General features: G+C 70.9%; 19 protein-coding genes. 7 read left to right on the forward strand and 12 right to left on the reverse strand.

From position 1 onward, the window contains the following. Positions 1–35: 35 nt before the first annotated feature. The 8 genes from ACIO9J_RS04915 to ACIO9J_RS04950 all read right to left on the reverse strand — a co-directional run bounded on the left by ACIO9J_RS04915 (position 36) and on the right by ACIO9J_RS04950 (position 10,588). Positions 36–1,280 carry an aminotransferase class I/II-fold pyridoxal phosphate-dependent enzyme gene (locus ACIO9J_RS04915; RefSeq protein ID WP_401992552.1) on the reverse strand — a complete coding sequence of 415 codons (1,245 nt, stop codon included), beginning with the start codon at positions 1,278–1,280 and terminating at the stop codon, positions 36–38. Further along, positions 1,277–3,238: a condensation domain-containing protein gene (locus ACIO9J_RS04920; RefSeq protein ID WP_401992555.1), complete on the reverse strand. Its 1,962-nt coding sequence runs from the start codon at positions 3,236–3,238 to the stop codon at positions 1,277–1,279. Before ACIO9J_RS04920 ends, ACIO9J_RS04915 begins: the two co-directional genes overlap by 4 nt. After that, the gene (gene fabF / locus ACIO9J_RS04925) at positions 3,235–4,494 is read right to left on the reverse strand and encodes a beta-ketoacyl-ACP synthase II (RefSeq protein WP_401992558.1); all 1,260 of its coding nucleotides are present in this window, start codon (positions 4,492–4,494) and stop codon (positions 3,235–3,237) included. Before fabF ends, ACIO9J_RS04920 begins: the two co-directional genes overlap by 4 nt. Then, a complete protein-coding gene (locus ACIO9J_RS04930) occupies positions 4,491–6,185 on the reverse strand; it encodes a thiamine pyrophosphate-binding protein (protein ID WP_401992561.1) in 1,695 nt (564 codons plus the stop codon). Before ACIO9J_RS04930 ends, fabF begins: the two co-directional genes overlap by 4 nt. Further along, positions 6,182–8,887, reverse strand: a complete 2,706-nt coding sequence (locus ACIO9J_RS04935) for an aldehyde dehydrogenase family protein (protein ID WP_401993076.1) — start codon at positions 8,885–8,887, stop codon at positions 6,182–6,184. Before ACIO9J_RS04935 ends, ACIO9J_RS04930 begins: the two co-directional genes overlap by 4 nt. Before the next feature lie 39 nt (positions 8,888–8,926). Further along, entirely contained in the window at positions 8,927–9,190 is a 264-nt protein-coding gene (locus tag ACIO9J_RS04940; protein ID WP_401992564.1) for a hypothetical protein, read from the reverse strand. A gap of 120 nt (positions 9,191–9,310) precedes the next feature. After that, on the reverse strand, positions 9,311–10,003 hold the full coding sequence (locus ACIO9J_RS04945; RefSeq protein ID WP_401992567.1) for an alpha/beta fold hydrolase: 693 nt from the start codon (positions 10,001–10,003) through the stop codon (positions 9,311–9,313). A gap of 114 nt (positions 10,004–10,117) precedes the next feature. After that, a complete protein-coding gene (locus ACIO9J_RS04950) occupies positions 10,118–10,588 on the reverse strand; it encodes a MarR family winged helix-turn-helix transcriptional regulator (protein WP_401992570.1) in 471 nt (156 codons plus the stop codon). Between the two features lie 83 nt (positions 10,589–10,671). Here ACIO9J_RS04950 and ACIO9J_RS04955 point away from each other — a divergent pair, with 83 nt between their 5' ends. Next, positions 10,672–11,646 (forward strand): NmrA/HSCARG family protein, encoded by a 975-nt coding sequence (locus ACIO9J_RS04955; protein ID WP_401992573.1) that lies wholly within the window; start codon positions 10,672–10,674, stop codon positions 11,644–11,646. Beyond that, positions 11,643–12,449 (forward strand): oxidoreductase, encoded by an 807-nt coding sequence (locus ACIO9J_RS04960; RefSeq protein ID WP_401992575.1) that lies wholly within the window; start codon positions 11,643–11,645, stop codon positions 12,447–12,449. Before ACIO9J_RS04955 ends, ACIO9J_RS04960 begins: the two co-directional genes overlap by 4 nt. Before the next feature lie 8 nt (positions 12,450–12,457). Here the strand turns inward: ACIO9J_RS04960 and ACIO9J_RS04965 are convergent, their stop codons facing one another. After that, complete coding sequence (locus ACIO9J_RS04965; protein ID WP_401992578.1) at positions 12,458–13,015, reverse strand: TetR/AcrR family transcriptional regulator; 558 nt, start codon at positions 13,013–13,015, stop codon at positions 12,458–12,460. Between the two features lie 191 nt (positions 13,016–13,206). Between ACIO9J_RS04965 and ACIO9J_RS04970 the strand changes: the two genes are divergently transcribed. The 3 genes from ACIO9J_RS04970 (at position 13,207) to nrdR (ending at position 15,297) form a co-directional block, all read left to right on the forward strand. Then, positions 13,207–13,722, forward strand: a complete 516-nt coding sequence (locus ACIO9J_RS04970) for a cupin domain-containing protein (RefSeq protein ID WP_401992581.1) — start codon at positions 13,207–13,209, stop codon at positions 13,720–13,722. A gap of 130 nt (positions 13,723–13,852) precedes the next feature. Beyond that, the gene (locus tag ACIO9J_RS04975; RefSeq protein WP_401992584.1) at positions 13,853–14,650 is read left to right on the forward strand and encodes a maleylpyruvate isomerase family mycothiol-dependent enzyme; all 798 of its coding nucleotides are present in this window, start codon (positions 13,853–13,855) and stop codon (positions 14,648–14,650) included. A 197-nt stretch (positions 14,651–14,847) separates the two neighbouring features. Further along, positions 14,848–15,297 carry a transcriptional regulator NrdR gene (gene nrdR, locus ACIO9J_RS04980; RefSeq protein WP_401992587.1) on the forward strand — a complete coding sequence of 150 codons (450 nt, stop codon included), beginning with the start codon at positions 14,848–14,850 and terminating at the stop codon, positions 15,295–15,297. A 104-nt stretch (positions 15,298–15,401) separates the two neighbouring features. Here nrdR and ACIO9J_RS04985 read toward each other — a convergent pair whose 3' ends face one another. Continuing rightward, complete coding sequence (locus tag ACIO9J_RS04985) at positions 15,402–16,274, reverse strand: aldo/keto reductase (RefSeq protein WP_401992590.1); 873 nt, start codon at positions 16,272–16,274, stop codon at positions 15,402–15,404. Between the two features lie 222 nt (positions 16,275–16,496). Between ACIO9J_RS04985 and ACIO9J_RS04990 the strand changes: the two genes are divergently transcribed. Both ACIO9J_RS04990 and ACIO9J_RS04995 read left to right on the forward strand, forming a co-directional pair. After that, positions 16,497–17,378: an LLM class F420-dependent oxidoreductase gene (locus ACIO9J_RS04990; RefSeq protein ID WP_401992593.1), complete on the forward strand. Its 882-nt coding sequence runs from the start codon at positions 16,497–16,499 to the stop codon at positions 17,376–17,378. Between the two features lie 60 nt (positions 17,379–17,438). After that, positions 17,439–18,089, forward strand: a complete 651-nt coding sequence (locus ACIO9J_RS04995) for a histidine phosphatase family protein (RefSeq protein WP_401992596.1) — start codon at positions 17,439–17,441, stop codon at positions 18,087–18,089. Positions 18,090–18,151: 62 nt separating this feature from the next. Here ACIO9J_RS04995 and ACIO9J_RS05000 read toward each other — a convergent pair whose 3' ends face one another. Continuing rightward, positions 18,152–19,513, reverse strand: a complete 1,362-nt coding sequence (locus ACIO9J_RS05000; protein WP_401992599.1) for an aldehyde dehydrogenase family protein — start codon at positions 19,511–19,513, stop codon at positions 18,152–18,154. After that, the gene (locus tag ACIO9J_RS05005; protein WP_401992602.1) at positions 19,513–20,571 is read right to left on the reverse strand and encodes an AMP-binding protein; all 1,059 of its coding nucleotides are present in this window, start codon (positions 20,569–20,571) and stop codon (positions 19,513–19,515) included. The genes ACIO9J_RS05000 and ACIO9J_RS05005 overlap by 1 nt, the downstream gene beginning before the upstream one ends. Positions 20,572–20,609 lie beyond the last annotated feature (38 nt).

The raw sequence follows: 20,609 nt of genomic DNA on the forward strand, positions 1-20,609 counted from the left end.
GGATGGGGGGCGGTGCGGCGGCCTCGGCGGGGACGTCAGAGCCCGAGGCGCCGTCGGTAGGTGCGCAGGATGCGCAGGAAGCCGTCCATCTGCTCCTCGGTGTGGCCCGCGTGCGGGAACAGGCGCAGGAGCGCCTGGTTGCGCGAGACGGCCGGGTAGGAGAAGACGGGGACGAGGTAGCCGTCCTCGACGAACCACTCGCGCATCTGCAGGGCGGCGGCGTCGTTCCCGATCGGCACCGAGAGCATGTAGGAATCGGTCGGCGTCGTCGGCGTTCCCGCCTCGTGGATCTGCCGGCGGAACCGTGCGGCGTGTGCCAGGTAGTCGTCGACGATCGCCGGATCGCTCGCGAGGGCGTCGATCGTGCGCTTGGCGGCGTAGGCGGTGGGTGGCTGGACGGCGGCGGTGAACATCGAGGTGCCGGAGAGCAGTTCGAAGGCGTCGATGGCCTCTGCGGGTCCGGCGATCGCGCCGCCTTCCAGGCCGATCGCCTTCGACAGCGACACCATGACGAAGTCGGCCCGCTCCCTGATCGCTTCCGCCTCCCGGGCGTAGGGCCGGTTCCCGGGCCCGTACACCATGAAGCCGTTGGCGTCGTCGATCATGCTGACGGCGCCGTGCCGGTCGCACTCGTCGAGGATCTCCACGATCGGCCCCATGGTGCCGTCGGCCGAGTAGACGCTCTCGGCGATCACCACGGTCTTGCCCGGCCTGATCCGGTCCAGGATGCGTGCCAGGTCGGCGACGTCGTTGTGCCGGAACGCGTGGACACCGCGGCCGTAGCCGAGCCCTTCGACGCCCTTCCAGATGCTCCAGTGGACGTCACGGTCGACGACGAAGACGGTGTCGTGGTTGCGCACCTCGATCCCGGCGTCGAAGCGCGCGGAGCTGCTCATGGCGTGCACGAACCCGATGTTGGCGAGGAGCCCGGTGGCGAAGGTGATGGCCTGTTCCTTGCCGGTGTGGTGGGCGATCGTCTCCTCGAGGACCTGGTGCGGACGGCAGATCCCCTGGGTCATCCGGGATCCGGCGGTGCTCAGGCCGTGGGCGAGCGCCCCCTCGGCGAAGTGCCGCCGGACCGGGACGTGGCGCTCCAGGTCGAGGAAGCTGATGCTGGCGAAGTTCACCAGCTCGCGGCCGTTGCGGACGATGGTCGGTCCGACGGGGCCGTCGACCACCGGAGGGCGGTACGCCGTCTCATGGGTGTTCGCCTCGACGAAGGCGCCGAAGGCCCACGGGGCCAGGCGGTCCGCCGGTGCGCGGGTGTGGGACGCGGTCATGGTGAGGTGTCTCCTCCACAAGGGGCGCGGGGCGGTAGGGGTGCGAGGGCCGCGGCGAGGTGGCCGAGCGAGGCCGTTCCGGCCAGTTCGTCCGGCGCGATCCCGGCGAAGCCCGATTCCTGGAGCAGCGTCAGGAGCGAGGGGACAGCGACCAGGGTGACGCCGTGGTCGGCGAGGCAGCGGTTCATGTCCACGTCGGCGGGGTGGGGCTGTGCTCCGCCGGGGACAACTGCGGCCACTGCCTCGGCGAGGGCCCATTCGGCGTCCGTCGCGGGCGGGCGCACCGGGACCCGTGGGATGTCCGAGGCGCCGGGAGCGGCGCGGAACTGCCCGCGGAGGCCGCCGGACGCGGTGCCGGCCGAGGACAGGACGTAACGGGCCGGGGCCAGCACGCCGGGGACCTCGCCGATGTGGTCGAGGACGTGCCGGTGCAGGTCGTCGGGGCCGACGTCGGCGGCGACTTCGGCGCGTACGACGAGGTGCGCCTCGTCGCCCTCCCCGCTCGGTGTCACCGTCGCCTCCAGCACGCCGGGGTGGCCGCGCACCACGTCCTCGACCGCGGCCAGGTCGGCCCATCCCTGCGGGGCGCGCCACCAGCCGGGCGCGGCCGGGGCGAGCGCGGCCGCCGGAATCGGGCACCGCGCCCCGTCGGCGAGTGCGCGCAGCAGAGCGCACAGACGGGTGGGCAACGCCAGGGCCTGCGCGGCGTCCAGCAGGTGGTCCCCGACGGTGACGTCGATGCTGACGAACCCCTGGTCGCGGCTGAAGTCGACGTAGAGCGTCTCGCAGGGGTCGTCGGGCGCGCTGGCCAGCCAGGTGGCGGACCCCGCGGGCGGCGCGTCCCGGACCGGCACCAGGTACTCGCGCGGCCACGCGTAGCAGTTGTACTCGATGGTGGGTACGGTCACGATGCCGCGCCGCCGGTCCATGCGGGCCTGGGCGGCGACCAGTTCGGCGGGGCGCCACTGACCGTGCCGGTAGGCGGCGGCGGAGGCGTCGACGACCGAGGCGACCACCTCGCCGAACGGCGCGCCGGGACGCAGGTCGATCTGTACCGGGACGGTCAGGGCCCGGACGCCGATGCTGTTCCGCAGCGCGGCCCTGGCCCGGTTGGAGACCACCACCGACGCGAGGAAGCGGTGTTCGCCGGTGCGGGAGGCGACGTCATGGGCCAGTGCCGCGAGCACGACCGTCTCCGGACTGGCCCGGAAGCGACGGGCCACGCGGTCGAGATCCTCGTACGCGCCCACCGAGCGGTGCTGGAGACGGTGGCGCCCGCCGCCGTCCGCGATCCCGCCGAACGGGGCCAGCACACCGGTCGGGTTGCTCTCGAATCGCGCGAGCCACGCGCGCTCCGCCGCGCGGGCGCGTGCGAGGTGCTGGGTGTCGACCGCGTCGAGCGGGTGCATGGCCGTCGCCAACCGTACGTCGGCGCCGCGCAGTTGAGCGTGGAGTTGGTCGAGCAGGACCGCGAGGCCCCAGCCGTCGATCACCACGTGGTGGACGGCCAGCAGGACCGCGCGCGGCTCGCCCTTCTCAAGAAGCACTCTGGCGAGCCACGGCGGCCGCCGCTCGGGATCGATCGGCCGGGCCGCCAGCGCCGCCGTCTCGGTCTCCAGGGTGTCGGCGTCGGCGACGGGCACGTCGACGCGGTCGACCGGCAGCGGGGCCCAGTCGGGGCGGTGCACGTGCTGTACCGGGCGGAGCGGGTCGACGGTGGTGCGCAGCGCCTCGTGGCGGGCGGTGAGGAGCGCGAGCGCCGCGTGGACGTCGGCGACGGTCGCCGGGGGCGGTACGTGGCAGTGGTCGGCGAGCGGTGTCGGGTTCACCCGCCGCGGCGCGGGGATGGTGCGTTCGAACCAGTGCCACTCCTGGACCCAGCTCAGCGGTCCGCCGCGCAGGACGGTGGCGCGGCTCGGTGCCGGTTCCCGAAGGTGGTGCACGGGCCGGGTGCTCATACCGAGCGCACCACGAGAACGGCGTTGTGGCCGCCGAAGCCGAACGAGTTGCTGAGAGCGATCCGCAGGCCCTCGTGGTGCTGCGCCCGGTGCGCCACGAAGTTGATGTCCGGGTCGATCGGTTCGTCGCAGTTGAGGGTCGGCGGGACGTCACCCGTGCGGAGCGCCTGGATGGAGGCCACGAGCTCGACCGCCCCCGCGGCACCGATCATGTGCCCGGTCATCGACTTGGTGGAGCTGACCGGGATCCGGGTGACGCGCTCCCCCAGCACCTTGCGCAGGACGGCCGTCTCGGTGGCGTCGTTGAGTACCGTTCCCGTGCCGTGCGCGTTGACGTGGTCCACGTCCTCTCCCGTGATGCCCGCGTCGCGCAGCGCCGCCTCGACGGCGAGGCAGGCGCCCCGGCCCTCGGGATGCGGGGCGGTCCAGTGGTGGGCGTCCGAACTCGCCCCGTAGCCCACGAGTTCGGCCAGGGGCGTCGCCCCGCGCCGGTCGGCCGTCTCGGCGGATTCCAGCACCAGCACGGCGGCGCCCTCGCTCATCACGAAGCCGTCGCGGTGCGCGTCGAACGGCCGGCACGCCGCACTCGGGTCGTCGTTGCGTTTGGACAGCGCACGGGCGTTGCCGCTGCCCGCGAGGTCGACGGTGGTGACGCAGGCGTCGGCGCCGCCGACCAGGACGGCGTCGGCCTCGCCGTGGCCGATCATGCGCATCCCCGCGCCCACCGCGTCGGCACCACTGGCGCACGCCGTGCTCTGGGCACGGCTGGGGCCCTGGGTGCCCAGGCGCATGCTGATCTCGCCTGCGGCGCTGTCCATGGCGGTGGTGACCTGGGTGTACGGGCTGATGCCCCTCGGTCCCTTGTCACGCAGGATGTTCGCGGCGCGGTAGATCGACCCGACCGGGCCGTAGCCGCTGCCGATGATGACGGCGACGCGTGGCGCCACGTGGTCGTCGACGGCGAGTCCGGCGTGCTCGCAGGCCTCCAGCGCGGCGGCGAGGGCGTACTGCGCGTACGGGTCGGCGCGACGGCTGACCGTCGGGGGCATGTAGCGGCCGGGGTCGAACCCGCGGACCTGGCCGCCGATCCGTACGCCGAGATCGGTCACGTCCATCGCCGCCACGGTGTCGATGCCGCTGCGCCCCGCCAGCATCGCCTTCCACGTCTCGTCGACGCCGTGGCCCAGGGGCGTCACCGCCCCGTACCCGGTGACCATCACCCGCCGCGCGCCGTCCCGCCCGGTCACGTCCGTCACTGGGGAACCACCTCGGCGTCGCGCAGGGACGGCAGGATGTCGTCGGGGGCGACCGGCACCATGAGTACGGAGGTGCCGCCCTGTGCGCAGAACCGTCGCGCGGCGCGGACCTCGTCGGTCAGCGCGGTCTTGTCGCGCAGCACCCGGCAGTGGACGCCCCGCGCGGCCAGCACGGGTGGCGCCTCGTCGGGGCGGGTGAAGGGGTGGCGCTCGGCGTCGAGGCCGAGGCGGGCGCGCTGGGCGTCGAGCCAGCCGTAGCCGCCGTTGCACAGCACCACGTACAGCACGCCGCCGTGGGCGGGAGCGGTGACGGCGATGTCCGCACGGGCCGCGAGGAACGCTCCGTCCCCGATGAACGCGGTGACCTCGTGGTCGGGCGCGGCCCGCTTGACCCCGATGGCCGCGGCCGCGCCGAAGCCCAGGGGGGTCTGCTCCGACGGTACGACGGAGCCGCCGCCGACCCGGAAGGGGAAGCCGTAGGACCACATGTCCTGCAATCCGTTCTCCTGGACCAGGACGCGGGGCCCGATGGCGGTGGCGTCGAGCGCGGCGAGCAGCTCGGCGACGCGGATCTCCGGCAGTGTGGCCGCGCGGGCCAACTCCGCTGCCGCGCCGCGTGACATGGCCTCGCGCGCCCCGGCGATCTCGTCCGCCCACCGCCCGCCCGTCGCGGGTCCGGCTCCGCCTCCGTCGTCCAGCGCCCGGGACCAGCCGAGCACGGCGTGCCGGGCGTCTCCGACGACGCGCGGGCCCGGGAACTCCGCCGACAGGCCGCCGGGGTCGACGTTGACCTGCACCACGTCGACCGCCGGCCAGGGCGTTCCGCCGTCGGTGACGGTCTCCTCCAGGCGTCCGGCGAGCGACACCACCAGGTCGCAGTCGGACCACAGTTGGCGCGCGGGAGCCGAGGCGTAGAGGCCGGCCACGCCGCAGAACAGCGGGTGGTGCTCGTCGACGGCACCGCGCCCTGACGCCGTGGTGAAGAGCGCCGCCCCGACGCGTTCGGCGAACTGCTCGACCACGCCGCCGTCGTTGCGGTGCCGCATCCCGCCGCCCACCAGCACGACCGGACGCCGACTCGCACGGATCGCCGCCAAGGCCGGTCCCTGGACCACGGGAGCGGACTCAACGACCAGTGTCTCGGGCAGTGTTGGCCACGCTCCGGTGACGGGGATCTCCGTCGTACGGACGTCGTCGGGGATCTCCAGGTACACGGGTCCCGACGGCGGCCCCATGGCCCGGGTCAGCGCCGTCACGGTGGCGGGGACGACCCGGTCGGGGTGCCCGACCCGATGCGCCCACCGCACCAGGGGCGCCGTCACCGCGACCTGGTCGAGTTCCTGGAACCCACCGCTGCCCCGGCGCCGTTCGGGTGCTCCGGCGGCGAGCACGAGGACCGGCGCACCGGATTCCCGCGCTTCGAGCAGTCCCGTGGCCGCGTGCGTGACGGCGGGTCCCTTGCCCAGGGCGCATACGGCGAGCCGCCCCGACTGCAGCGCGTAGCCGGTCGCCATGTACATCGCGTTGCGCTGGTCCCGGCAGGGCACGAGGTCGAGCCCCGCGTCGTCGAGGGCCCGGAGCAGCTCCAGGTCGTCGCCCGGCAGCCCGAAGCAGGTGTCCACCTCGTGCGCGACCAGCACGTCGACGATCGCGGACCATGCCCCGGCGTAGCGTTTGATCGCCTGGGTCACTTCGCACGCACCGCGAGGGGGACGGCCGTCGGGAGATTCCGGGCCACGGCCTGGGACATCAGCAGTGGTTCGGCGTGCCGCTCGCCGCCGTACGCGAGGTAGTTCGCCCGCATGCCGAATCCGCCGAACGGGCGGTTGCCGTCCTCGGCGTCGAGCAGGGTGTGGTTGACACAGGTCTGGTGACGTTTGGAGAGGATCTTCACCGTCTCCGGATCGCTTCCGTAGACCATCGCCCCCAGTGCGCGTTCGGTGAAGAAGGTGCTCGACAGCCGTTCCCGCAGCCGCCGCGCGCTGCGGTAGGCCACGACGTTGAACACCGGGGCGAACATCTCCTCCAGGGGGATCTTGTCGTCGAAGGCCCACAGCAGCACGGTCGGCTCGACCCTGCGGGACAGCAGATCGATGCGTCCGCCGTGCCGGATGTGACGCACGTGCCGCACCAGGTAGTCCGAGCAGTCCACCAGCGCCGAGTCGTAGAAGATCGGGCCGTAGTCGACGTCGGGGTCGCTGTTCGGCCCGAAGCGCAGCGACGTCAGTTCGGCGGTGAGCAGGTCGACGAATTCCTCGGTGCGGCCCTGCGGTGCGAACACGACGTCGGGTCCGAAACAGTCCTGGCCCGAGTTGTAGAGCCGGATGTTCACCACGTCGTGGACGGCGCGTGCCAGATCGGCGTCGGGCGCGATCACGAAGGGGTTGACGCCCCGTCCGAAGAAGAGGAACAGCTGGTCCTCCGCGAGCCCTTCTCTGACGGTCTCGGCATTGGAGTATTTCCCGGTGAAGACGATGAGGTCCGCGTCGCGCACCGGCCCCGTGACGAACTTGCGCTGACTGAGTTCGAAGAGATCGATGGGCAATTCGTGCACCGGCGCCAGCAGGGCGTGCAGGCGTTCCATCTGGCTCTTGATCTGAGAGGACGGACGGAAGGTGATGCGGTCGGTGTAAAGGGACGCCACGAGCATGTAGAGCGCGTACGAATAGAGCGGGATGTTGGAAGGCGTGAATATCGCGGCGCGCGGCACGCAGCCGGGCCTGACCCGGAGCATTTCCTCCTCGGCCCCGTCGAGGGCGGCGAGGAACGAACGGATCTCCGCGCGGGCGGTGTCGTGAGGGGAGATCTCGGTGAGGATGCTCAGCACCGCGTCCTCCTGGGCGGCCACGTACCGGCGCACCGCACGCAGCGCGTCGAGGCGGTCGGCGAAGGGGATGCGGTAGTCGGTCGCACCGACGGTCGAGCCGGACGCGAGCGCGTCGGCGGCCGTGTGGTGCGAGGCGGGCAGCGAATTCATGGCGACCTTCTCCAGAACGGCCAGGTCGGGCTTGCCCGTGTTGGTGAGCGGCAACGCGGGGAGCACGACGATGTGGTCGGGCTGTTCGTAGCGGGCGAGCACGGGGCGCAACAGCCTTTTCCAGTGCGCGGGTTCGTGGTCGTCCGGGTCCGTGATCACGAACACCAGGCGGGAGCCCAGGCGTTCGTCGGGGACGGCGACGACCTCGGTCCGCGCACCGGCCGACTCGGCCCGCTCCGCCAGGTGGTCGGGGTAGAGCGTGTGGCCGTCGCGGTGCACGGCGCGCTTGCGGCCGACCGGGAAGACCCGTCCCGCGTCGTCGAGCAGGCCGATGTCGCCGGTGCGGTGCACGGGTCCGGGAACGGGGACGATCTCCCCGTCCTCGCCCAGCTGACCGGTCATCAGGCCGGCACTGCGTACGACGAGTTCGCCGATCCGGCCGTTGGGCACGGGTCCGCCGTGGTCGTCGCGGACCTCGACGACCACGCCGGGCAGCGGTGTGCCGCAGCCGACCGGATCGCCGGCGGAGGCGAGCGCGACGTTTCCCAGTTCGGTCGCTCCGTAGCCGTCCAGCAGGTGCCGTCCGGTGGCGGCGTGGAACCGGGCTGCGAGGTTGCGCCCCAGCGGTGCGCCGCCGACGCACCACAGGCGCACCGTCCTCAGCGCGTCCGCGAGAGCGGGGCGCCGGTCGAGCAGGGTGAGCAGGCTGTAGTACGTCGACGGGGCGCCGTCGACGACGGAGAGGCCGTGGTCCACGCCGAGCGCGAGCGCCCGGTCCAGGCGGGTGGCCGGCCCGTAGACCACGAGCGTGCCCCCGCCCAGCCACCAGGAGAGGACCAGCGACAGGCCGTACTGGTGGGAGTACGGCAGGACGGGCAGGAAGACGTCGTCGGGCCGGTACCCCATGCGGTCGGCGCTGAGGGCGAGGTTGTCCAGGATCGAGCGTCCGGAGCGGACGATGCCCTTGGGGCTGCCGGTCGTGCCCGAGGACCAGGAGATCGCGGCGTCCCGGCGGCGCGCCCAGCGCTCGACGTCCGGTTCGGCCGCTCCGCCCGACGCGGACGGTGGCACCGCGGTGCGGCCCGTGTCCTCGCTGATTTCCAGTGCCACGCGCGCTCGACCGCGGATGCGCGAGCGCTGTGACGGGGTGGCTCGATGGTCGGTCAGGACCACCGAGGCGTCGAGATGAATGAGCGCGAGCAAATCAACGGGCCAATAAGGGGAGTTGGCTCCGCTGACCATCACCCGCGAACCTGATTCGACTCCACGGCTGGCAAGAAGTTCGGCGGTGGCGCGTACCCGGGCCACGATTTCGCCCGTCTCCCAGATGTGCCCATCGGGCGATATCAGGCGTCTTGAAACGGGCAACTCGTGCTCCTTGGGGCTCGATCCCAGGGCGTCACCAATGGTCTTCACGTTGGTCTTCAATTGGTCTTCATGTAATGGACGTCGGCTTCAGTTCACGTACCGTTTTTGGTTCAAGTACCGTTCGTGAAGATCCGTCCAGCGAGATTGTTTCATATCCGCTTCGCCGCCCATGAGGCCAATTGAGTCGAAACTGATTGCGTTCAGGCGTGCGGGTGGTGCGTGAGAGGCATCGCGGGAAGCGTGCTGATCGCGGCCCAGGGTGAGCAGGAGCCCGCGCGCTGAACGGCGGATTCCACTGGTGGCGGGCCGGATCAGGAAATAGGCCACGGGCCTGTGACAGGCGTCGGTCACGGCGGTGGACTCCGCCGGATCGAGGCGCGGGCGCGTGGCCGGGACGCGCTGTCGCGGGGTTCCACCCGCTGCGGCCCCGGCCCGTCCCGGCTCATGGGTCGTCCTACGGTCCGTCCCGGGTCAGCGACCGGCGGCCTGTCGGATCAGGGCGGCCACCTCGGCCGGTCGCGAGAGGTAGACGGCATGGCTGGCCGCGACCTCGACGACGTGGGAGCCCGCCCGTTCCGACATGGCGCGCTGGGCCGGCGGCGGAATCATGTGGTCGTCGCTCGCCACGAGATACCAGCTCGGCTTCACCCGCCAGGCGGGCTCCGCCACGGCACCCGAGAGGGCCTCGACTCCCCACGGAACCTGGGAGTCGGCCATGAACGCGGCCTGCTCGGCGGGCAGATCAGCCGCGAAGGCGGCCGCGAACTTCGCACGGTCCAGGAACAGATAGCCGTCCCTGGGCGGCAGGATGGGCGGGACGGACGCACCGGGCGGCGGGTCGGCGATGAGGGTGTTCACCGACTCGCCCTTGTCGGGCGCGAACGCGGCGATGTAGACGAGCGAGGCCACGTTCGGGTGGAGGCCCGCCTCGGAGATCACGGCACCGCCGTAGGAGTGCCCCGCCAGCACGACGGGGCCGTCCTGTTCGTCGAGGACGAGACGCACCGCGGCGGCGTCCCCCGCCAGCGAGACGGTCGGGTTCTGGACGACGCTGACGTGGTACCCGTCCTGCTTGAGCAGGTCGTAGACCCCCTGCCAGCCTGATCCGTCCGCGAAGCCTCCGTGGACGAGAACGACGTTCCTCGGTTCCGGACTCGCGCTCATGGCTCCTCCTTCGTCGCCGCGTCGGGCCGACGCGGCCCCATGGAGGAAGGTAGGCGGGCACGGCGCCCGCCGATTCCGTCAAGTGACGTATTCGGCCGGCCCGACGTGCGGGGATCAAGGACGGTGCGGAGTGCCGTTCTCGTCGAGTGCGGCGGTGATGGACCGGCAGTCCTCGGCGAAGCGGGCGAGGCGCTCGGGGCCCAGTACGTCCAGGACGAGGGCACGGACGTCGGCGGCGTGCGCGGGTGCGGCGCTGCGGACGGCATCCAGGCCCGCGGGCGTGAGCCATACGTCCGGATAGCGGCCCGCGCGCGGCGGTTCGCGGCGGACAAGACCTCGGCGTTCCATCCGGGAGACGTGGTGCGAGAGGCGGCTCTTCTCCCACTGGGTCTCCTCGGTCAACTCCCCGGGGCTCATGCAGCCGTTGGGGGCTTCCGAGAGGTTGACGAGGATCTCGTAGTCGGCCGCAGAGAGGCCGAAGTCCTGCATGCGGGCGGCGAGCCGGACCGTGAGCATGCGCTGCATGTGCAGATAGGACCGCCAGGCCTGCTGTTCGGTCTCATCCAGCCAGATTTCGTCGGACACGGGTCCCACTCTAGCCGGGTGTTGACGTATCAACCCAGGGGGTTCTACTTTCAGGTTGACGCATCAACCTGAAGGAGAGCCCGATGTTAGACAGCAAGAAGACGATCGCCGTGGTGGGCGCGACCGGAACGCAGGGCGGCAGCCTCGTGCGGGCCGTACTCGCCGATCCGGAGGGTCCGTTCGCCGTGCGGGCGCTGACCCGCGACGCCAACTCGCCCTCGGCCAGGCATCTTTCCTCGCTCGGCGCGGAGGTGGTGGAGGCGGACCTCGACGCGGAGGCCACCGTGCGTACGGCGTTCGAAGGCGCCTGGGGTGCCTTCGTCGTCACGAACTTCTGGGCCGCCCGTCCGGAGGAGGACATCAAGCGCCGTACGGCCGCCGAGATGGAACTCCAGCAGGCCGGCACCGCCGCCCGCGCGGCACGGGAGGCCGGGCTCCGGCACGTCGTGTGGTCCACGCTGGAGGACACGCGCGAGGTGTTCCCACCCGCCGAGGGCCAACTGCCCGTACTGGAGGGCAAGTACACGGTCCCCCACTTCGACGCCAAGGCCGATGCCGACCGGCTGTTCACCGCGGAGGGCGTCCCGACGACCTTCCTGCGCACCACGTTCTTCTACGAGTCGTTCCTCCGGGGCATGGGTCCGGTCCGGGCCGACGACGGCTCGCTCGTCCTCACCCTGCCGATGGCCGACGCCAAGCTCGCCGCGGTGGCCGCCGACGACATCGGCAGGTCCGCGCTCGCGGTGTTCCGCCGAGGGCCCGAGATGGCAGGACGGACGGTGAGCATCGCCGGGGCCCACCTGACCGGGACGGAACTCGCCGAGCTCTTCAGTACGGCGCTGGGCGAGAAGGTCACCTACCGGCCGCTGTCCCTGGCCGAGTTCCGCTCCATCGGCGCGTTCGGCGGGGACGAGACGGCCAACATGTTCGCCTACTACGTCAAGGCCGCCGACGCGTTCACCGCGGCACGTGACATCCCCACCGTGCGCGCCCTCAACCCGGACCTGCAGTCGTTCCCCGACTGGCTGGGCCGCCACGCGTCGGAGTTCCTCAAGTGAGCGCGACCGTACGGGCGGAGAGCGTCGAGGGTACCGGCCGGCTACTGGGGAAGCGCGCGGTCGTGACCGGCGGGACGCGGGGCATCGGCGCCGCGATCGTGGCGAAGCTGGTCGCCGAGGAGGCCTCCGTACTCACGACCGCGCGCGGCCCCAAGGCCGACGTGCCACCGGGTGTCCACTTCGTGCAGGCCGACGCGTCCGTCGCCGCCGACGCCGAACGGGCCGCCCTGGAAGCGGAGAGGCACCTGGGCGGGGTCGACCTGCTCGTCGACAACACGGGCGGGACGGTCATGAAGGCCGCGAGCGTCCTGCACTCCGACGACGAGGACTGGCAGCGCGACCTGGACACCAACCTGCTGGGCGCGGTCCGCCTGGACCGCGCCGTGCTCCCCGGCATGCTGGCCCTGGGGGCGGGAGTGATCATTCACATCTCCTCGACGGCGGCCCACGAACCCATGGCCGAGGCAGCGGGCTACTCCTCGGCCAAGGCCGCCCTGTCCGCGTACAGCAAGAACCTGGCCAACGAGGTGGCCTCCCGGGGCATCCGCGTCAACCGCGTCTCCCCCGGGGTGACGATCACGTCCGCCGCCGAGGACCTGTTCGCGCGGTCCGCGGCCCGCGACGGAACCGACCGCGACACCGCGCTGCGCGAGCTCACCGAGAGCCTGGGCGGCATCCCGATGCGACGCCCCGGTACGCCGCGGGACATCGCCGCCCTGGTCGCCTTCCTCGTCTCGGACGAAGCCGCCTGGATCACGGGGGTCGACTACGTCATCGATGGCGGCATGCTGCGCACACCGTAGGGGGTTGCTCAATGCGCCCGGCGCGGCCAGCACGTGATCATCTGGTCGGCGATGGCGTGCAAGGTCTCGCGCGGCACTCCCGAAGCGGCCTGGACGGCAAGCCCTTGGGCGACCGTGACCAGGAGCCGCGCGAGGGTCGGGGAATCGCAGCCGGGAGGCGGGCCGTCGGCGCCGGAGAAGGATGCGAGCCGGCGGGACAGGGCGCGCACCCCGTCCTCCCGGAGCCCGGCCAGATATCCCCGCACGGAGGCCGAGCGAGGGTGCACGGCGAGTGCGCTCTGCACGACCAGGCAGCCGTGCGGGGTGCGGTCACCGGCGACCGCCTCCACGGCACAGTGCAGGAAGGTGCGCGCCAGCCCCTCGGCCGTCGGCTGGTCGAGGGCGGCCCGCAGGTAGTCCCCCGGCCCGGCCATATAGCGTTCGACGGCCCTGCGGAAGAGGGCCTCCTTGTCCCCGAACGCCGCGTAGATGCTGGGGGCGCTCATCCCCATGGCCGCCGAGAGGTCGGACATGGCGGCGCCCTCGTACCCCCGTTCCCAGAAGGTCAGCATCGCCGCGTGCAACACCGCATCGGGATCGTAACCGCGAGGTCGACCACCTGGCATGAGCTTCCCTGCCTTCTCTCTCGGCTCTCTCGACCGCGGGCCCGGAGCGAGCCCTCCCACGCCCCGCCGAGGCCGTGTTGACACGGCGTCATGGGCGCGGAATAGTTTATTAACGATCGTTAGGATACTTCTGCTCGGCGACGAGGAGAGTCATGAGCCTGATCGATCCCTATACGACGGACCCCCGGTACACCAAGAGAAGCGCGGTCTACGTGCGCTCGGGGCAGGGCGAGACCTCCTGGGTGTTCGCCGACACGTACACCCTCAAGGTCGGCGGGCAGGAGACCAACGGGACGCTGACGTTCCTGGAGGCGACGGTGCCGCCCGAGGGCGGGCCCGAACCGCACGTCCACAACGATCACGACGAGGCGTTCTACGTGATCTCCGGGGAGCTGGAGTTCCTCAACGGCGACGAGACGGTGACCGCCGGAGCCGGCGGATTCTTCTTCGTCCCGCGCGGCACGCGCCACCGCTTCCGCAACCGCGGTTACCACTCGGCCAAGATGATCTTCTTCTTCACCCCCGGCGGCATCGAGGAACTCCTCCTCGCCGGGGCCACACCGGCCGAGCCCGGCGTGGCGCCGCCCGTCAGGGAACTCAGCATCGGGGAGCCCCCGACGGAACTGATGGAGCGCTACGCCACGGAGGTCCTCCCCGACCCCAGCTAGAACTCCGCTTCCGAGGTCTGGAGGCTGCGAGGTCGAGCTGAGGTGGACGCGGGCGCCACGCATGCCAAGGTTCTCCCCCGGTAATCGTGAGGGAGTTGCGCGAGCGGTGGCTCCGGCCCGACGGTGGAGCATGGACTATGTCGCGCAGTTCCGCTGCGATGTCGATGCGTTCGAGGCCGCGGCCCGCAGGGCTTCGCGGGAGGGCGGGGGTGCGGGCACCGCCCTGGTGCCGTCGTGCCCCGGTTGGTCGGTGTCGGACCTGGTGTTCCATCTGGGGTCCCAGCACCGTCGGGTGATCGAGGTGGTGGATGCCGGACTGGACGGCTGGCCGGAGGACGCGGGCAGAACCGGGCTGCCAGACGGGCGAGTTGACTGGCCCGATCCTGAAAAGGCGCCGAACCGGGGGCCCTTGCCGCCGAGTCTTCTCGAGTGGTTCGGCGAAGGGGCCACCGGCCTTGCCGAGGTGCTCGCCGCGCGGGACCCGGCCGAGCGGGTGTGGACCTGGGACAGGGAGCAGACGGTCGGATTCTGGCAGCGGATGACGGCCATCGAGATGGCGGTGCACCGCTGGGACGCGGAGAACGCCGTCGGCGACCCGGGGCCGGTCGACAGGCGACTGGCCATGGACGCCGTCACGCACACCTTCGAGGTCATGGCCCCGGCCCGCCGCCGTCGGCAGCCCGCGCCGCCCGGCGAGGGCGAGCGCCTCCGCTTCCGGCAGGCGGACGGCTCCGGCATCTGGGTCGTCCAGCTGGACGCCGAAGGAGCCCTGCTCAATCACGGCAGCGGCTGCTGCCACGTCGAACTGACCGCCGACGCCTCGGACCTGATGCTGTTCCTCTGGCACCGGCTCCCCAAGGAAGGTCTTGAGGTACGGGGCGACGCCTCGCTCCTGGACCGGTACTTCAAGGTCGTTCCGCCGCAGTGAACCGATGTCAGAGAGCGGGCCCCTCGGTCGTCTTGACCCGCCGTCGGGACGCCGAGGGCCCGAACTGACCGCTCGGATGCGGTAGATCTGGCATAAAGAGCCTGGTCAGTTCCGTTATGATCAGGATCGACCCACAGTCGGCCGGACACCGGAAGACACCTCCCACCCGCCCGAGGGAATCGGAAAGGACACAAACGGTGTGCTGCCCCTTCTGCAGGCTCCCCGACAGTCGCGTCATCGACAGTCGGTCGACCGATGACGGGACCTCGATCCGCCGCCGGAGACAGTGCCCGCACTGTCAGCGCCGCTTCACCACGGTGGAGACGTACTCGCTGCTCGTGGTCAAACGCAGCGGCGTGACCGAGCCGTTCAGCCGCACGAAGATCGTCAGCAGTGTCCGCAAGGCGTGCCAGGGCCGCCCCATCACCGAGGACATGCTCGAACGGCTCGGCCAGCAGGTCGAGGAGAACGTAAGGGCCACCGGCAGCGCCCAACTCTCCACGCACGAGGTGGGATTGGCCGTCCTGGAGCCGCTCAGCGAGCTGGACCCGGTGGCCTACATGCGCTTCGCCTCGGTGTACCGGGCCTTCGAGTCGCTCGACGACTTCGAGAACGCGATCGCCGATCTGCGCGCCAGGTGCGGCTAGGGTCTTTCGTTTGGATCAGGCCGGGCTCGCGGGGTCTGGCACGTTCCGCGCACACGAGGGCCACGCAGACGATGCGGCGGCCCTCGCGTGTGCGTTGCCCGGACTCAGACCGCCGCGGCGAGTGTTTCGAACTCCTCGGCGGTGAGGGTGATCTCCGCGGCCTGGACGTTCTGCTCCAGGTGGGCCGTCCGCGAGGTGCCGGGGATGGGCAGCATGACCGGGGAGCGGTGCAGCAGCCAGGCGAGGGCGAGCTGTGAGGGGCTGACGTCGTGCCGCTTGGCGGCGGTGTCGAGCGGACCGCCGGGGCGGGCGAGCTCGCCGGTGGCCAGCGGGAACCAGGGGATGAAGGCGATGTTCTCGCCCTCGGCGTAGTCGAGGACGTCCTCGGAGCTCCGGTTGGCGAGGTTGTAGAGGTTCTGCACGGAGACGATGTCCACGAGGCCGCGCGCCTCCTTGAGCTGCGGGACCGTCACTTCGGAGAGACCGATGTGACGTATCTTCCCCTCCTGCTGGAGCTGGGCGAGCTCTCCCAGCTGCTCGGCGAGCGGCACGTTCTCGTCGATGCGGTGCAGCTGGTAGAGGTCGATGCGCTCGACGCCGAGGTGACGCAGGCTCAACTCGGCCTGCTGGCGCAGGTATTCGGGCCGGGCCAGGGGGCGCCAGTCGTCCGGTCCCGGCCGGGTAAGCCCGCCCTTGGTGGCGATGACGACGTCGTCGGCGTAGGGGTGCAGGGCCTTGCGGATGAGCTGTTCGCTGACGAAGGGGCCGTAGGAGTCGGCCGTGTCGAAGAAGGTGACGCCGAGCTCGACCGCGCGGCGCAGCACCCGTACGGCCTCGTCCGGGTCCTTGGGATCGCCCCAGACACCCGGGCCGGTGAGCTGCATGGCACCGTAGCCGAGTCGGTTGACGGTCAGGTCTCCGCCGAGGGCGAAGGTGCCGGACGCCGCTGCGGGACGGGACGTGGTCCGGTCGCTCATGAGGTACGTCTCATTTCACTCGGGAACTGTGGAGTAACGGCAAACACGCGGTGCCGATTGTAGGCCGAAGGCCCTTTGGGCCGGAAGTTAGTAGGTGAGGCCACTCACCGAACGTTCGGCAGGAATCGGTGAATTCGTCACCCTTGGCCCTTTTGACCGAGCGACGAAGGCCGTCTCGACTAATGGGATGACGCGAGAATCACCATGTGATATACAGTCAAAATGTCTTTACAGCGCCCTTTCCGCTTCGGTGTCAACATGTTCGTTCCCGGTTCGAAAGACGAGTGGAGTGCGAAGTGCCGTAGAGCCGAGGAACTCGGTTTCGATGTGGTCGGAGTCGCCGATCACCTGGGCTTCCCTTCGCCTTTTCCCGCGCTCATGCTCGCGGCGGAAGCAACCGAACGGGTACGGCTGACCACATTCGTCCTGAACACACCGTTCTACAACGCCGCCCTTCTCGCGCGTGACGTGGCGAGCACCGACCAATTCATCGACGGGCGGCTGGAACTCGGGCTCGGCGCCGGCTATGTGAAGGCCGAGTTCGACACCGCGCAGATGCCGTTCCCCAGTGGCGGCAAGCGGGTTGAGCAGCTGGAACAGACCGTCAGCACGTTGCGCGGACTGTTCGCGGACGCGGAGTACCAGCCGCGGCCCGCCCAGCCGGACGGGCCGCCCCTGCTGATCGCGGGATGGGGTGACCGGCTGCTGCGGCTGGCCGCCACGCACGCCGACATCATCGCCTTTCCCGGCGGCTGGGCCAGCGCCACGGGTGAATCACTCCATCTGGCGAGCGCCGAGCAACTGGAAGAACGTCTCGCCTATGTGCGCGGCATTCTCGGCGACCGCGCGGACGACGTGGAGTTGAATCTCCTGTTGCAGCAGGTCATTCCGCCCTCCGAAGACTCCGCGACGCCCGACAGGTTCGCGACGGTGTCCCCCGACGCCCCGCACGAGCCCGAGGATCTGCCGAGTGTCGTGACCGGCACCCCGGCGGAAATGGCACAGCAGATCAAGGAACGCAGCGAGCGCTACGGATTCACGTATTTCACCATCATGGAATACAACATGGAGCTATTCGCTCCGGTCATCGCCGCACTCCGCTGAACCGCACATTCCGCCAGCATGCCGCCGCCGACGGGGGGCTGCGACCGAAAGGACCGACACGTGCTCGCCGACCGTGGCACCCCCACCACCCTTTTACTGCTGCGGCACGGTGAAACGGCATTGACACCGGAAAGGCGGTTGTCCGGCAGCGGCGGCTCCGATCCGGCGCTGTCGGACATCGGGCAGCGCCAGGCCGAGGCCGCCGCGGGAAAGCTCGTGGCACTCGGCGCGGTGCGGGCCGTGGTGTCCTCACCGATGCGCCGGGCCCGGCAGACGGCCGCGGCAGCGGCACGACGGCTCGGCCTGGACGTCCACATCGACGACGAACTCCGCGAGGCGGACTTCGGTGCCTGGGAGGGGCTGACGTTCGCCGAGGTGCGCGAACGCCACCCTGAGGAGATGGCGGCCTGGCTCGCGTCCCCGGCGGTGGTGCCCGGCGGCACCGGCGAACCGTTCACCTCCGTCGCCCAACGGGCCGCGCTCGCGCGGGACCGGCTCCTGGAGCGGTACCAGGGGCAGACCGTGGCGGTCGTCTCGCATGTCGGGGTGTTGCGGACGCTGGTCCGCCTTGCGCTCGGCGCACCGCCCGAGTCGCTGTTCCGGATGGAACTGTCGGCGGCCTCGCTGACGGCCGTGACGTACGACGGGAACGGGAACGCGTCCTTGCGTTCACTGAACGACACCTCGTACCTGACGGATCTGCGTAGCTGACGGATCTGCGCTGACCCCGGTAGCTGAGGGGGCGGTGCTCGGCACCGCCCCCCACTCACCGCTCAGCGCCGAATCGTCTTGGTGCGCATGAGGAATTCGGCGAGGTAGCCGTCGTGCGGCAACCCGTGCGCCATCCACGGTGTCGGATGGTCGCCGATGTACACGTTGGCGATGGACGGCTCGGCCACCAAGGAGTCGATCAAGTCCTCGTCGGTGGTGGCGGCGGTCAGCACGAGGCTGTCGCGCAGCGGTCGGATCCCGGCCTCCCGGTCCCACGGCGCGACCCACGCGCAGGGGAATCCCAGCTCCATCCCGAGCCGCTCGTCGAACGGGCTGTCCAGCTGGTGCACCGCGGGCCGGAGCGCCGCGGAGCCGTCGCCGAGTTCGTCGGCGATGCCGTCACCGCCGAGCCACGCCTTGGCGCCCACGGTCCGCTGCCGCAGATACACGTCCCACCGGCGGGCGGGTTCGACGGGCATCACGGGCAGGACCGCGCGCTCGTCCGTCGGCGGCAGGCTGGGCAGCGCGGCGAGGCGTTCGGCGATCGCCGCGGCCACGGGGGCCGGATCACCCTCGACCAGTACGCCGGTGGCGTTGATGCACCCGACGCCACCACCACCGCTGATCGACTCCACGAGGGTGTCGACGAGCGGCTCCCACGCCGTCTCGGCGGTGATGAGCACCTTGGAGCGCCCAGGACCCTGCGGCAGGATGCGCGGATCGCCCGCGTACTTGCCCACGACGTCCGCGCCGCCGTACACCATCCCGTAGTCGGCGTGCCGGAGGATGTCGTCGGCCACGCTGTGGTCGGTGGGCAGCAGCACGACGCGCTCGTCGCCGAATCCCGCCTCGCGCAACGCGGTGACCAGCCGGTACGGGGTGAACGGCTCACGGCGCGAGGGCCGTACGACGACGTGGTAGCCGAGCGCGAGGGCGTCGAGCCAACCCTGGTGCACCGCTGGGTGGTTGCCCGCCGCGTGGACGGCGAACACCGTGCCGCGCCGGGTCCACGCCGCGGCGCCGTCCTTGGCCCGCGGATCGCGCCAGGAGCTGACCGCGCCGGCCGGCCGGGCGTTCGCCACGTTGAGGTGGATCCGCTCGGCGGCCTGCGCGATGTCGTCGGTTGCGCTGCGCACCACCGAGATCGGTATCCCGGTGGAGACGCTGACGGTGTGCTGGTACTCCTGCGCCGTCTGTCCCGCGACCGTCCCCGTGGCGAAGGCCCGGCCCGCCCGCGCGATGGCGTCGAGCCGTGTGTCGACGGGGAGTTCGGACGCCCGGCGCATGGCCTTGATCGCGCGGGTGACGTAGAGGGAGGGCGCGAGGCTCAGGGTCGCGGCCGCCTCTCCCGACAGGCCGTGGATGGTCTCCTGGCGCCGGGACCGGTAGGGGCCGCCGGGGCCGAGTACGTCGAGGGACAGCATCAGTACACGCCCTCGACCACGGCCGTGTCGCCGAACGACGCCACGGGGGTGACGTCCGCGACCGCGTCACCGAAGCCGCCGTCGACCGGCGCGATCCGGGTCGCGAAGTCCCGCTCGACGTTGTTGACCAGCAGGGCGCTGCGGCTCATGTGGTGCAGCACGATCTGCCCGCGCTCGCCGTACGGAACGACCTCGCCGGTGTCCGGGTCGACCACCCGGAACGTGGTGTAGGGCGCGAAGGAGTCGAACACGCACGGCTCGTCGGCGCCGAGGCCGGGGCGCTCCACCGAGGTTCCCAGCATCATCGTGCCGCCGTACCCGCCGACGAACGTGGCGTTCCCGAACACCTCGTCGCGCAGCAGGTCCCGGGTGTCGGCGTCCAGATGCGTGCCGCCCCAGACGATCGCGCGGACCTTGCGGTTCACCAGCTCGACCAGGTCGTCGTGTTGCGCGAGGCGCTCCAGCATCGGCGGAGTGGCGAAGAGCACGCCGACGTCCTGGCTGGCCAGGATGTAACCGACCTGTTCGATCAGGTGGTCGGTATAGGCGCTCGCCATGTCCATGTTGCCCTGGCCGATCAGCTTCTTCACCCAGCGCGGGTCCAGGTCGATGCTGAAGTTCAGGCCACCCCGGAGCATCGCGGTGTCGACCGCCATCGCGCCGACATTGTGCGGCCCGGTGGGAACCGCGCTGAGCCAGTCGACATTCCGCGGTACGCCGTGGGAATCCAGTCGCTCGCTGAACCATTCGACGCTGCGCCGGTGCCACTCGGCGCTGTACATCACGCGCTTGGGCTGTCCGGTGGTGCCGCCGCTTTCGTAGACGGACGCCCGGTGCTCGTCGCCGTAGCCACGGGGAATCAGTTCACGGACGCCGACATCGCGCAGTTCGTCGACCACGTTGGGAAACAGACCGAGATCGTCGAAGTCCCGGACGTCGGTCAGCGGATCGAAGTCGAGTTCCGCGGCCCGTTTCAACCAGAACGGTGACCCGGTCTCCGGACTGAAGTGCCACCGCATCATCTCCCGGACGAACTCTCCGTCAGTGTGCTCGGCCATGGATTTTCCTCTCGAAAGAATTGAAAAGATTCCCGGCA

This window comes from Streptomyces sp. NPDC087300, assembly GCF_044744425.1.
Lineage (GTDB): Bacteria > Actinomycetota > Actinomycetes > Streptomycetales > Streptomycetaceae > Streptomyces.

What these genes read in the sequence shown, in the direction of transcription:
- ACIO9J_RS04915 (WP_401992552.1), bottom strand. Translation starts at nt 1,280, where the DNA reads ATGACCGCGTCCCACACCCGCGCACCGGCGGACCGCCTGGCCCCGTGG.
- ACIO9J_RS04920 (WP_401992555.1), bottom strand. Translation starts at nt 3,238, where the DNA reads ATGAGCACCCGGCCCGTGCACCACCTTCGGGAACCGGCACCGAGCCGC.
- ACIO9J_RS04945 (WP_401992567.1), bottom strand. Translation starts at nt 10,003, where the DNA reads ATGAGCGCGAGTCCGGAACCGAGGAACGTCGTTCTCGTCCACGGAGGC.
- ACIO9J_RS04955 (WP_401992573.1), top strand. Translation starts at nt 10,672, where the DNA reads ATGTTAGACAGCAAGAAGACGATCGCCGTGGTGGGCGCGACCGGAACG.
- ACIO9J_RS04970 (WP_401992581.1), top strand. Translation starts at nt 13,207, where the DNA reads ATGAGCCTGATCGATCCCTATACGACGGACCCCCGGTACACCAAGAGA.
- ACIO9J_RS04975 (WP_401992584.1), top strand. Translation starts at nt 13,853, where the DNA reads ATGGACTATGTCGCGCAGTTCCGCTGCGATGTCGATGCGTTCGAGGCC.
- ACIO9J_RS04985 (WP_401992590.1), bottom strand. Translation starts at nt 16,274, where the DNA reads ATGAGCGACCGGACCACGTCCCGTCCCGCAGCGGCGTCCGGCACCTTC.
- ACIO9J_RS04990 (WP_401992593.1), top strand. Translation starts at nt 16,497, where the DNA reads ATGTCTTTACAGCGCCCTTTCCGCTTCGGTGTCAACATGTTCGTTCCC.
- ACIO9J_RS05000 (WP_401992599.1), bottom strand. Translation starts at nt 19,513, where the DNA reads ATGCTGTCCCTCGACGTACTCGGCCCCGGCGGCCCCTACCGGTCCCGG.
- ACIO9J_RS05005 (WP_401992602.1), bottom strand. Translation starts at nt 20,571, where the DNA reads ATGGCCGAGCACACTGACGGAGAGTTCGTCCGGGAGATGATGCGGTGG.